8 protein-coding genes are annotated in these 13,216 nt (G+C 41.0%); 4 read left to right on the top strand and 4 right to left on the bottom strand.

Annotation, left to right across the window (positions count from 1 at the left end):
• The first annotated feature begins 56 nt into the window (after positions 1 to 56).
• The 3 genes from BLR54_RS06755 to BLR54_RS06745 all read left to right on the top strand — a co-directional run bounded on the left by BLR54_RS06755 (position 57) and on the right by BLR54_RS06745 (position 3,476).
• Positions 57 to 1,214 (top strand): DnaD domain protein, encoded by a 1,158-nt coding sequence (locus tag BLR54_RS06755; RefSeq protein WP_090418573.1) that lies wholly within the window; start codon positions 57 to 59, stop codon positions 1,212 to 1,214.
• A 68-nt stretch (positions 1,215 to 1,282) separates the two neighbouring features.
• A complete protein-coding gene (locus tag BLR54_RS06750; RefSeq protein ID WP_090418570.1) occupies positions 1,283 to 2,275 on the top strand; it encodes an ATP-binding protein in 993 nt (330 codons plus the stop codon).
• A gap of 22 nt (positions 2,276 to 2,297) precedes the next feature.
• Positions 2,298 to 3,476 (top strand): ribose-phosphate pyrophosphokinase, encoded by a 1,179-nt coding sequence (locus BLR54_RS06745; protein ID WP_090418567.1) that lies wholly within the window; start codon positions 2,298 to 2,300, stop codon positions 3,474 to 3,476.
• Positions 3,477 to 4,078: 602 nt separating this feature from the next.
• Here the strand turns inward: BLR54_RS06745 and BLR54_RS06740 are convergent.
• Complete coding sequence (locus tag BLR54_RS06740; RefSeq protein ID WP_090418565.1) at positions 4,079 to 6,256, bottom strand: LTA synthase family protein; 2,178 nt, start codon at positions 6,254 to 6,256, stop codon at positions 4,079 to 4,081.
• Positions 6,257 to 6,372: 116 nt separating this feature from the next.
• On the opposite strand from BLR54_RS06740, the gene BLR54_RS06735 reads away from it, so the two are divergent.
• A complete protein-coding gene (locus BLR54_RS06735) occupies positions 6,373 to 8,925 on the top strand; it encodes a hypothetical protein (RefSeq protein WP_090418562.1) in 2,553 nt (850 codons plus the stop codon).
• Here BLR54_RS06735 and BLR54_RS06730 read toward each other — a convergent pair whose 3' ends face one another.
• The 3 genes from BLR54_RS06730 to srtB all read right to left on the bottom strand — a co-directional run bounded on the left by BLR54_RS06730 (position 8,926) and on the right by srtB (position 13,091).
• On the bottom strand, positions 8,926 to 9,576 hold the full coding sequence (locus BLR54_RS06730) for a lysoplasmalogenase family protein (protein WP_090418559.1): 651 nt from the start codon (positions 9,574 to 9,576) through the stop codon (positions 8,926 to 8,928).
• Between the two features lie 69 nt (positions 9,577 to 9,645).
• Entirely contained in the window at positions 9,646 to 11,859 is a 2,214-nt protein-coding gene (locus BLR54_RS06725) for a hypothetical protein (RefSeq protein ID WP_090418556.1), read from the bottom strand.
• A gap of 53 nt (positions 11,860 to 11,912) precedes the next feature.
• Complete coding sequence (gene srtB / locus BLR54_RS06720) at positions 11,913 to 13,091, bottom strand: class B sortase (protein WP_090418553.1); 1,179 nt, start codon at positions 13,089 to 13,091, stop codon at positions 11,913 to 11,915.
• Between the last annotated feature and the right edge of the window lie 125 nt (positions 13,092 to 13,216).

Raw genomic sequence — 13,216 nt, 5'->3', positions numbered from 1 at the left:
TTTTCATTTTGACTTTGCTATAATTTGCCTCAGGTTAAGAGGGAGATGAATAATATATGGCTGACATCATGTTGCATACTAGCTCGAACACAGGCTTTACTTGTGTTTCAAATACTTTCATAGACGATTTCATGAAAGATGCCAACGGAGAATATGTTAAGGTTTACCTTTATCTATTGCGTTGTCTAAATAAAGATGGATATGAATTTTCCATCTCACAGTTGGCGGACTGCTTAGACCACACAGAAAAAGACGTAATGCGTGCCTTTACTTATTGGGAGAAAGTAGGCTTGCTTCGCCTTGAGTATTCCCCAGATAAAGAGCTTTCTGGAATCTACTTAGTAGATGTGAATGAAAATGGATTTGACAAGACCGAGAGTCCTGTCATTTCCAACATCACATCACTACACAATGCTGTTAATTCCGCAAGCTATGCAGCTGCTGCTCCTGTTGCCACAATGGCCGGTGCACCTGCTGTTAATAATATCAACGCTATACCAAATACAGACCAGGATTACACTTCAGATCAACTCACCAGCTTCTTCTCAGATGATGAGGTGAATGATCTCAAGTTCTCCACTGAAAGCTACCTTGGTCGTCCACTTTCAAGAACAGAGGCTAACAAGATCTACTTCTGGCACAACGATTTACACATGCCTATGGATCTCATTGAATACCTTATTGGTTCTTGCATCGACAATGGACACAAGAGCTTCCACTACATGAATACTGTTGCTATCAACTGGGCTGAGGAGGGTATCACCTCTGTTGAGGCTGCCGTAAATGCCTCTAGCGCTCGTAACAACACAGTATATTCTGTTATGAAGGCCTTTGGTATCAGCGGGCGAGACTTAGTTCAATCAGAGCTTGATTACATCGAAAAATGGACTGTTGCCTACGGTATGGCTCTTGATATAGTTTGTGAAGCATGCAAGCGCACCATTTTACAGACCAACAAGCCAAGCTTCAAATACGCAGATTCTATTATTGAAAGCTGGCACAAGGCGGCTGTTACATCTATGGAAGATATCGCACAGCTCGATCAGAAGCACACAGCTGCTTCAGTAGCAAAGATTTCTTCTGCAAACCGTGCTCGCACCACAACAGCAAACGCAAACACTGCTGCTCGCACAAAAGCAAACAGCAAGTTCCACAATTTCTCACAAAGAGATTACAATTTTGATGAACTAGAAAAAAAGATATTAGGAAATTAGCACCAGAGCTTCCCATTAGAGCGAAGCTAACAGCCTAAGCTGATTGGTGCTCAAAAGGGGGAATCCACATGGCATTATCCAACGAACAATACGATGCGCTTATGCGCCAATATAATCATAAACAGGCTCGTAACAACCAAATCGTTGCATTCCGTACTGATGAGCTTTACTCTGCCATTCCTGACCTTTCTGGCCTCGACGAAGAGGTATCTAAGGTTTCCGTTTCATCAATCGCATCTATTTTTAGCGGTGAGGATATTTCAGCAGCTACAGCTGCATCTCGTCGCAAATTAAACGAACTTAAAGACCGTCGTGTAAAGCTTATGGAATCTCACGGTTTCCCAGCAGATTACCTTGAGCCTCCTTACGACTGTCCAGATTGCAAAGATACTGGCTACATCAATGGCAAACGTTGCCATTGTTTCAAGCAGGCTGCTATCAATATCATTTACAAGCAGTCTAATATCAGCAACATCCTTTCTAAGGAGAACTTTGACAACTTTGACCTCAGTGTCTATGACAATGACTATTATGAGGGTTCATCAGGCCTTAGCGCTCGGGCTACTGCACAAATAGCCCTAGAAAGAGCACAAAACTTTGTGCAGAATTTTAAGGAAAAAGGTGGTAATTTATTGTTGCTTGGACAGACAGGCTGTGGTAAGACCTTTCTTTCCAACTGCATCGCAAAAGCTCTTTTAGATGAAGGCATATCTGTTATTTACTTCACAGCGTCAGAGCTTTTCAAAGTTTTCGAAGAACAGACTTTTAAGAAGAATGCCGACATGGCAGATCTTCATGATTCTATATTTGACTGTGATTTATTAATCATTGATGACCTTGGCACTGAGTTTCCAAATAATTTCACTATTACAAAGCTATTTCAGTGCTTAAATGAAAGATTACTTAGAAACAAATCAACTGTTATTTCCACAAATTTATCTCTCGAAGAAATGAGAGACACCTACAGTGAACGAATTACTTCGCGAGTATTTTCTTACTATGATGCCATTAGGCTCATTGGAGATGATATTCGTATTAAGCAAGTAATGTTAAATAAATAAATATCTTTTCAAGGAGCAAACAATGCCAAATAATGAAATCGTGTTGGAAAACACACCACCTATGGCTGAGCTTGGATTAATTCCACACAAGAGCTGTACAGCCATCGCGGAGCGAGTTAATGACTACCTTCTTCAGTGGAGACAGGAACGCAAAAGCGACCAGTCTATCATTACCTTAGCGGGTTACCGTAGTGATTCTTACATTGTTGATGCTGAGTGCCCACGTTTCGGTTCTGGTGAAGGCAAGGGCCTCATCAAGCAGTCAGTTCGTGGTCTTGATCTTTACATCCTCGTTGATGTAACAAATTACAGTCTTACTTACACTGTTTGTGGTCATGAGAATCACATGAGCCCAGATGATATCTTCTGTGATCTTAAGCGTATCATTGCTGCTGCAATGGGCAAGGCTAAGCGCATCACTGTTATCATCCCATTCCTTTATGAAGGACGTCAGCACCGTAGAAGCGCTCGCGAATCCCTTGATTGTGCTATGGCACTCCAAGAGCTTGTTAGCATGGGCGTTGATAATATCATCACCTTCGATGCTCACGATCCACGTGTTCAAAATGCGATTCCACTTCATAGCTTTGAGACTGTATCTCCTACATACCAGTTCCTTAAGGGCATCCTTAAGAACTGCAAGGACTTAAAGCTTGATAACGACCATCTTATGATCATCTCTCCAGATGAAGGTGGTACAAAACGTGCCGTATATATGGCATCAGTTCTTGGCGTAAATGTAGGTATGTTCTACAAGCGCCGTGATTACAGCCGCATCGTAGACGGACGTAATCCTATCGTAGCTCACGAGTTCTTAGGCAACGACGTTGCTGGCAAAGACGTTATCATCGTAGATGATATGATTTCTTCAGGCGAGTCAATGATTGACGTTGCTACAGAGCTTAAGAAGCGTAACGCAAACCGTATCTTCGTAGTTGCAACCTTCGGACTTTTCACAAACGGTATGGAGAAATTCGACAAGGCCGTTGAAGAAGGCATCATCTACAAAGTCGTTACAACAAACCTTACATACCTCACAGACGAAGTTCTCAACAAGCCATACTTCATCAAGTGCGATATGTCAAAATACATTGCTTACATCATCGATACTCTCAATCACGAGTGCTCAATCTCAGAGCTCCTCAACCCATACGGACGTATCGAAAAGCTCATCACTCGCTACAAAAACGGCGAATACTAAATCAAAATCACAGCGGCCCTCACTTATTAGTGCAGGGCCCTTTTTCTACCTCTTTTCTATCTGAATCTATCTTGGCACCCCTGCCTCTTTTCATGCTCGGCCCCACCTGCCCTGGCCCACTCCACCTACTACCTAGCCGCCGCAAAGCCAAAGAATTTGTATTTTCTAAATGCTACACTGCGCTTTTTTTATTGTAGGTGTCTGTTCAATTCATTGCACTTTGTGCACTACAGTATGTATTGCTCAGACACACACTACTTTCAGTAATGCTTCCCCTCAGGATATATAACTATCAGTTGCTGGAATTTGAAGTGCGCTTTATCCTGAGGGGAAGCATTATTATAACCTATAAGTGTCTGAGCTATACATACAATAGCTTCAAAGTGCAACACCAGTGAACAGACACCTACTAAAAGCTCGTTTGTAGCATTAAGAAAATACAAAATTCATTGTCAATCATGCGACAGCTAGGTAGTAGGTGGAGGGGGCCAGGGCAGGTGGGGCCTGGATATATCAGTAGGCAGGGGTGCAAGAAAATATCTAGGGGAAAAGAGGTAGAAAAAGGGCCCCAAGAATTTTCTTAGGGCCGCTGTGGTTTGATTTTATTCGCCGTCTTCTGTAGCGTCTTCGATTTCGTTTTCTTCTTCCTCTTCAACGTAGTTTGGATCGTATACGATGTACTCGTTGGATTCACGGAAGATTGTGTTTGAGCTACCTACTTGACAGACTTTGATTTTGTCGCCGTTGTGGACGTCTGAGGCTTTTACTGTAAGTACTTGGCCTGACTCGTATTTGGTAGATATTTGCTCGTCTCCAATGTATACCTTGGACCATTTAGAGAATTGGTCGCCGTATATGTGAAGCTTTCCATTGAAGAAGTATGCTTTATCGATTGTTACGTCATTTACACCCATTTCGATTTCGGATGGCTTGTAGGCTGTTCCGTCCTTGTAGGTGTAGCGATTGCCGTACATAATGTCGTACTGAAGCATACGTAAGTCGTTCATGTATTCGCTTGTACCGCGCTCTTTTCCAGCAGCCATAGCTGTCTGGTGGTATCCGTTGATGTTTCCGTTGTGAATACCAAGTCTGTTAAGGTATTCAGATACAAGCTGATATGAAGCTAAATCCATATCTTCCTTAGGCATATCAAAGTTGTTCCAAGTGAAGTATTTAGTCTTGTATAAGTCACCTGTGGCAACCTCGTCAGCTGTAAGACCCATTGTAGGAAGGTGATCGCCAAACATGATGACGATTGTATCTTCACCACGCTCATCGAAAGCCTGAATGTACTGCTTAATGAAGTCGTCAACGTTGTGAATTCTATTTACATAGTATTCCCAAGCGTTGTTCTGGCCTTCAGTCTTTCCGTTGGCCTTAACCTTGATTTCAGGGTCTTCCTCTACCACATATTCTGGATAAGAACCGTGACCCTCAACAGTGATTGTATAAACAAAGTCGCTGCCCTCTGTGCTGTCCATGGCATCCATTGTAGCGTCTAAGAGGATGTCATCTGTAGGCCAGTTACCAAGAGGTGTATATTCAGTGATATCAAGCATTTCCTTTGATGTGAAGGTATCAAATCCCATCTGAGAGAATGCATTCTTTCTAGAGTAGAAATTACCACCATTGTTGTGAACAACATGACTGGTATATCCAATCTGATTTAAAACGTCTGCGTAGCTTTCTACGTCCACCTGCTTGAGGATTGTCTTCTGTGGATACTCACCTGGTCCAAAGAAGTTACAGCTAAGTCCTGTAAGAACCTCAAACTCTGAGTTACAAGTTCCGGCACCTACAACAGGCACGATACAGTGGCCTGTAGAGTAGTTCTTTTCCAATGAATGGATAAATGGAATTGGGTCTTCACTAGTCTCAAGGAATTCACACTCTGAAACATCGTAGAAGGATTCCAAAAGGATAACTACGATGTTAGGTCTTTTTCCATCTGCTGTCTGTAAGGTCTGAACATAAGCACCATCATTCTCAAGGATTGTGTCTATCTTTGCTTCAGAATAACCAAATGGACGACTCATACCTCTATCTAAAACTGAGGTTGAAAAACCGTATAAATAACCGTAATCCAAGTATCCTTGTGCAAGATTTCCGAAATATGAAGTCATGATTCCGGAATTTCTAAGAAGGATTGTAGATGGATATAAGGAAACAAACAAACCAGCCACAAGCACTAATCTCATCCAGAATGGCTTTGGGTCCTGCTTCTTTGGCCCCTTCTTGGCGTATATCACCATGATGATGATATAAATAATCAAGGCTGCTATTGCAAGCATTGCCTGCTGGGCTGAGAAGTAGTTTGAATCCTGCATAGTAAGCAGGTCACTAATCATGTAAAGGTCTGTATATCCAAATGGTGATACACGATTCAACAAAATGACACTGTTTATAATACCAAGGATTATAAAGAACATTGTGACGAATACGCGCCACCATCCACGTCTTCTGCTAAGGAATACAATGGAAAGTGCTACAAACACACAATATGCATTAAACAAATATGGACCAGTGTGATGTATTACGAAGCCGCATGCTGCACCAAAGGAATGTCTAGAGAGCCACTCCATAACAAATATAATAAGCAGTGCCAGAGGAATCTGCATCCAAAATGTGCTTTTATCCCAAAGCTCCAACCACTTCCTTCGGAACTTACTATTAATATATCCCTGAACAGCCTTTGAATTTGCAAGCTTACTAAAAGGCTTCTTTATATTATTACCAAGCCATGATAGGCCGGATTTGATTCTACTGAATACTTTTTTCATTTTACCTCCGATATGCTATAACTCCATCTATCTTAGACAGTATGAAAAAATAGTGATACAATAATCCCACGGATTATAACACTTTATTTTTTATTAAGCAAGAAAGCGAGTCTTTAATGAAATTACAATTTTATAAAAAGGGAATTCCCACTGAAATCATCAAGCGCGCTATCATTTTACTGACTGCTTTTATAGTATCAGTTATCTTTTTTGAAATTGTCACAAATATTTCCGAGAAAGTTGAGATATCTAACCTATCATCACCAACCCTCCCTGTAGTTACCATTAATTATCTAAATAACGGTGCTACTGAGCTTCATGGTTATGTGAATGAGATGGATCCGGCATACATGCGCGATGCCCTCATTCCACTGGATAGTAAACGTAATGTTTCCTTATCTATAGATGCCAAGGATAATAAAATTAGCAAACTTTCTTATGAAATACGCTCACTTGATACTCAGCGTAATATTTCAAAGAATGATTTGGACTTCAAAAAAAAGGATGGACTTATAACTGCCAACTTCCAAGCAGAAAACCTGATTGAAAAGAACGAAGAATATCTGCTTGTTATAAAGGTTACCAGCTCAGACAAGGAAATATATTATTACACAAGAATCCTTCAGCCTGAGGGCTGCAACGAAGAGGAAATCCTTGATTTTGCCCTTTATTTCCATAATACAGCTCTTTCAGAGGATGCCTCAGATTTGGCCACCTATATAGAGCCTAACGCTTCCATGGACAATAATGACCTTAGTCATGTAAATATAAATTCAAACCTTTCACAGGTTTCCTACGGTAGCTTTAAAGGCACACAAATCGGCAATACCAATATTTCACTTACAGATATAAGCACAAACTATATCAGTCTTACCTTAGACTATCTGCTTAGTCTCGATAACGATGGAAAGTCAGAGTACTATACCTGCTCTGAGGATTTCAGAATTCGTTACACAGCAGATAGAATATATTTGTTGGCCTACGACCGCACAATGGAACAGCTTTTGGATGAGAATTCCATTGATATAAGCTCTAACACTGTAAATATCGGCATTACCAACGAAGATGTTCAGTATCTTTCAAACGAAACTGGTACAATCGTATCCTTTGTTCATAACGGCAGCCTTTATGAATACAACCAGACTGACCGCCAGGTAAAGCAGATTTTTAGTTTTGTGGATGATCCAACAGATACACGTTCCACCTACAATCAGCACAAGATTCTGATTTTGAACATCGACGAATCAGGAACTATGGACTTTGTTGTATATGGATATATGAATTCCGGCTCTCACGAGGGCGAATGTGGTATCAACCTTTACCATTTTGATGCTATCAGCGGCATCTCAACAGAGCAGGTATTTATCACCTCAACAAGTTCCTTCCAGATTTTGAATGCCAACTTCTCGGATCTCTTGTATGAGACAGCAGACAACGAATTCTACATTATGGTCAACGGAACACTTCTATATATGAACTTGAACGATTTGACCACAAAAGAACTTTTAACAGGACTTGATGATGCCCAATACGCGGTTTCTGGTTCACGAAGATACCTTGCTTGGATGGAGAGCGCCACTGTGTCAGATACCATCCACATTATGGATTTAGAGACTGGCAACTCCTTCGATATTTCAGCTGCAGACAACCAATTGTTGAAGCCTATGACCTTTATTGATGATGACTTAATTTACGGTACACTTCATCAAAAGGATATCACCACAGATGGTGCTGGAGGAAAGGTTTATCCTTTAAGTTCTCTTACCATCTCTGAGATTTCCTCTGGTGCAGAGCATCAGCTGAAAACTTATCAGAAGAGCGGATACTACATCACTGACGTACATCATGAATCCTACACCATCTATCTTGACCGAATTCAGATAGATGCAGATGGAAACATTCTTCCAGCTGAAGAAGATACCATCAAAAACAGCGCTGGTGAACAGAACAAAGCAGTTCCAATCACAACAGACACTGACGATATAAAACAGCAGGTGGTTGTCCTTAACATGACTCCACTGGCCGAGGATGAAAAGCTAGGTAAAATCAAGTACGAAACCGCAGAGCTTGTACTTGCAGATAAAGCCAGAAGCATTTCTGTTTCCACCTCAACAAGTGCTACACAGTACTTTGTCTACGTAGGAAACAAGGTTACATTGGCCACAGACAACCTGCTGGCTGCCATTACTGAAGCAGATACAAATATGGGTATTGTCCTTGATAACGACCCTAAATATATTTGGAAGCGCGATAAAAAGAATTATCAGAATGCCATAACCGGCCTTGCGGTAGGTTCATCAGATTCAGAGGCTTCCATGGCAGCAAAAGCCCTTTCAGCAATGCTTGTACACGAAGGTGAAAGCATTCAGGTTCACACCCTTATGGATGCTGGCGAGACACCTATCTCAATCCTTACAAAGACTTTAAAGGATTACACCATCCTTGATTTGACCGGTGCCACCTTAAACGAAGTGCTTTATTATGTGAGCCTTGGCAATCCGGTTTACGCTTACACAGGAGAAGATACAGCGGTGCTTATCGTAGGATACGACAACACCTCAATTATTTACTTCAATCCTGAAACCAGTGAAAACAAAAAAATGTCGATGACCGAAGCCACCGACTATTTTGCATCCTTTGGTAATGTATTTGTAAGCTATCTACAGTAATTACAAACTGAATATAAACAATAATATAGCTGCGTAGTATGTTCCCAGTTCAAGGTAATGTGCTACGCGCTTATTTTTTTTGTTCTTAAAATGATAGAAGGATCTAATCATAATAGTGATATCACTGAACAGGAAAAGCACGCCGGCAATACCACAAAGAGGCATACCATTGAGGCCACATTCTACCGCCTTAATAGCCATAGTGCTGACGAAGTAGCTGTAGATAATACAAGGCACGAACAAACTTCCCATATGAAGGTGTAACCACTTTCTAAGGCCTACCACTAAAAGACACGCACACACTGGAACAATATAAACCAATACATTGGTTTTATCTGTAACACGGCACATGTAATTCAAAAGACCCACATGGCCAATCATAAAGGCAATGATACCAAGCGCTATAACCTGCTTGTTTAGAGAAGTGTTGTATATGGCCATGAAAATATCACCAATAAAGCAAGCTAGAAGAGCCCAGAACATCAACCATAGCTTTTCTGAAAACATCTGGTTAATCCATAGAACCACTAAAAAAGAAGCGGAACACACCACCTTAACAGGGACATAGAACCGCCTTGATAAGCTATTGTCGCATACGAAAAATAATGCAATTACAAGTGCCACATAAATTAACGTTTCAATAACCATCATTTCCCCTCCAACATCAATGGTCAAGGCATTAACGCCTTGACCATAGTTTCATGTTTTATCCTATTATAGCTATTCTTCATAGCAGTCCGCAAGAATTGCTTCAAGCTTTCTCTGCTTACTCATCATTATAGCACCTGCTCCCATAAGGAAGATTGCCATACATAACAAGTATCTAGGGTCAAAGCCATCTGCTGTCTTTGGTGTTGTATCCTTTGTATGACCTACAGAGATAGAACCGTCTGCTGCAACCTTATAGGTAACAGTTGTTGTGGTCTTTGCTGTTGGACTCAACACCTTAAGACCAGTCATAGCATATCCATCGCTATACTGGAACTGAACAGCATGGTCACCAACAGACATAGTGTTCACAAATTCCTTTGTAAAATGAAGGATTGTAGAACCAGACTGAATGGTGTAATTGCTTGGAGAAACCTGATTTCCATCTAATAAAATATATGCAAGCTTCTCAACTGGTCCGTTACATACGATTCTAACAGGACCTGCATTCTGCTTAACCTGCTGGTTTGCACCATCAGTAACCACATAACTCTGTGTGGTCTGAGCAACTGTGCTTACATAGCCAGATGCTGGTGGGTTTGTGTTTGGCTTTGGAGCTGGTGCGCCGCCTCCACCAGATGAACCACCTGAAGATCCGCCACTGTCAGAGCTTCCGCCTCCACCGGAGCCACCGCCACCGGATGAACTCTTGGTGTAGTTGAAGGTGTGTGACTGGTTGGTTGATGATGTAACTGTATATTTATCTGAGCAAGTATAACCAGCATGAGCTGTTGGAGTAATTACGTCACCTACAGCCTTACCTGTGTACTTTATTGTCTCTGAAGTATTTCCATAATTCTCTGTAATTATAACTGAAAGTCCAGTTTCAGAAGAATCTGCTGCATAAATAAAGGTATGGGACTGGTTTGCTTCAGTTGTTACAGTGTATGTTCCATTACATACATATCCAGGTCTTTCTGTTGGGGTAATGACCTCACCCTCATGTCGCTCTACTGTCTCTGTATATGTAGAAGCTCCATACACTTCATTGATTGTAACAGAATATGTCTGACTAGCTGATGATTCTGTATATGTAAAGGTGTGAGTCTGTGTGGCTGCTGATGTTACTGTATATGTGTCATTACATACATAACCTGGATGGTATGTTGGAGAAATAATAGTTCCTTCTGTCTGATTTGGATAGATGACTGTAGCCGAATTACCTCCATAAACCTCTGTTATTGTAACTGTACAGGTTGTAACTGCACCTTCCACGTACTCAAAGGTATAGCTCTGATCATCATCATCTGTTACGGTATATGAATCTGAGCATGAATAACCTGTGTAAGATCTAGGAGTAATTACATCATTCTCCTCCTTATCAGTATAGGTTATTGTTCCTAAGATTGTACTGCCACATTTTTCTGTGATGGATACTGTATAGGTATCATCAGGAGAATAGCCTGCTCTCCATTCCAAAATAGCCTTATTTGACTTTACTAGTGGTGTGAAGAAATTATCTACAGCTGTAGAGTCTGTATAGTCGTTATTTGGGCAATATACATGCAAGAATAAATTAGGCCAAGAGCCCTGACTATGAATAGTTACAATATCGCTAGAATCAACAAATTGAATTACTGATACGTTACTTCCACTAAATGCATTTTCTGCTATTACTGTAGTTCCATCTTGAATAATTAAAGGATTTTCAACACCTGCAGGAACTTTTTCAAGGATAGTTCCATCGTCACTATAAACAGGCTCTGTTCCGTCATCATCGTCTGTTGATGCACCTAGTAATAAGTTTGAAGATCTAAGCATAGTCTTCTTCAAACTCTTCTGTGATAATAACTCTTCTTCTCTAAGTCTCTGCTCCTCTGCAAGTCTTTCCTCTTCTGCAAGTCTTGCTTCCTCTGCTAAGCGTTCTTCCTCAGCAATCTGCTCAGGAGTCTTTTCGCCTTGATTGCCAGTTTCTGCAGAACCAGTTGTAGTTCCGTCTCCATTCTCAGGATCAGTCGCTGGAGCACCATTTTCGCCACTAGTATCTCCGGCTGCAGGAGTCTCCTCATCAGGAACCTCCACAGCTTCTCCATCTTCATTTGTATCTGCTGTTGGTATATCTTGATTACCCGAATTGTTTTCGTCTGTTAGAACCTCATCAATGATAGGTTCATCTCCCAATTCGGCCTCAGAAACAGAACTGCCAGCAAAAGTCCAGCCTGCCAGAATAATAGATGCGCTAATTAGAATACATCCTGTCTTTTTTAAAAATCCTTTTTTCACCATAGCATCCCACCCCAAAATAACTAGTTGAGAAATAAAAGTGTCTATAAAATATCTTATCTGACCCTCTTCGCTACGATGAACATTCTGCCGTCTTCCATATAAGTATTACACGTGCTGAGAGTCAATATTTTATCTGTGCTAGAAATATCGATGGTCTCATCAAATGCTGATAATGCCTGTATATTATTCAAAAACTCCTGGAGCTCGGCACCTGTAACGGCATCAATGAAATTGTAGTATTTGTAGGTGTCATCATCGTCATAGCCTACCTTTGAAAGGCCCACACCAACAACTTCGTACTCCTGCTCCTCATATAGAGTTTTGAAAATAATAGTCTTGTGTGACTGATAATAATCGTAATTAAGATATCTCTTTAGGCCACCAAACATAGTTCCCGAACGCATATTGTGTCCGTAAATTATGGTATTGGTGGTTGGATTTACTATGTCGCAACGATAATCCACGAAAAGTGTGCCAGCTGTGCTGTCATTTCCGTTGAAATCCCTTCTCAGATAGTACTCAGGGTCGTTAGGAGTCTGAACTACCGGATAGTTGATATCTGTATCTACAATTGTCAAAACTCCTACCAAATCGGTATTTTGCGAGTATAGTTCGCTGAGCTCAGGGAGAATTTCCCTATAGTCTGCGTTGTAATGCATATCCCAAGGACTTTGGATCAGGTCGTCCTGGATTTGGTTTGCAGAGGCTGAATTAGATACACTTTCACCCCCATTTGAATCCTCTACAGAACCTATATCGTCAATTTCATTATTAATATTAACGTTATTTTGTGAATTATTAGTGACTTTATCGTTCTGGACACTCTCTATTTGCTTCGCTATTTTGCGGGTTTGAACTATGTCCTTAATCTCCACACCTGCAAACACCACTACAAGCACTGCTGCAATAGACACAAAAAGAAGGCCCAGTCTCCTAGAACTCTTGGCCTTTCCTGCAGCTTCCTCTATGATTTCCCTATCGTCAAGCATACCTGCAGACTTGTTTGCTACGATGTCTGCCACATGGTTTACATACTGCTCTCCTATAGGGCTATTAAACACAATAATTCCGTCGCGAATGTCATTATAAAGGCGCAAAGCAACCTCAGGGTCTTGGATATCAAGCTCCTCATTGATGCACTCTATTTTCTTTACATCCTCAAGTGCTGCCCTGTACTCATAGTGGGTCTCGAATTCGAACCCGCCTATGATAAACCTCTTTTTTTCTGACATGCGTCCCCCATACACAATACAGTTATTGATACTATGAGTCTAACACTCATTATTAAAGAATTACACCATAATCCCTGTTATTTCGCAGAATTTTCATTATTTCAGACGCAACAAAAGGAGGCCAG

The organism is Pseudobutyrivibrio sp. YE44 (assembly GCF_900104335.1).
GTDB lineage: Bacteria > Bacillota > Clostridia > Lachnospirales > Lachnospiraceae > Pseudobutyrivibrio.
This window is presented reverse-complemented; position numbering and strand designations above follow the sequence as displayed.

Coding starts and splice junctions, on each gene's coding strand:
- BLR54_RS06755 (WP_090418573.1), top strand. CDS start 57: ATGGCTGACATCATGTTGCATACTAGCTCGAACACAGGCTTTACTTGT.
- BLR54_RS06750 (WP_090418570.1), top strand. CDS start 1,283: ATGGCATTATCCAACGAACAATACGATGCGCTTATGCGCCAATATAAT.
- BLR54_RS06745 (WP_090418567.1), top strand. CDS start 2,298: ATGCCAAATAATGAAATCGTGTTGGAAAACACACCACCTATGGCTGAG.
- BLR54_RS06740 (WP_090418565.1), bottom strand. CDS start 6,256: ATGAAAAAAGTATTCAGTAGAATCAAATCCGGCCTATCATGGCTTGGT.
- BLR54_RS06735 (WP_090418562.1), top strand. CDS start 6,373: ATGAAATTACAATTTTATAAAAAGGGAATTCCCACTGAAATCATCAAG.
- BLR54_RS06730 (WP_090418559.1), bottom strand. CDS start 9,576: ATGATGGTTATTGAAACGTTAATTTATGTGGCACTTGTAATTGCATTA.
- BLR54_RS06725 (WP_090418556.1), bottom strand. CDS start 11,859: ATGGTGAAAAAAGGATTTTTAAAAAAGACAGGATGTATTCTAATTAGC.
- srtB (WP_090418553.1), bottom strand. CDS start 13,091: ATGTCAGAAAAAAAGAGGTTTATCATAGGCGGGTTCGAATTCGAGACC.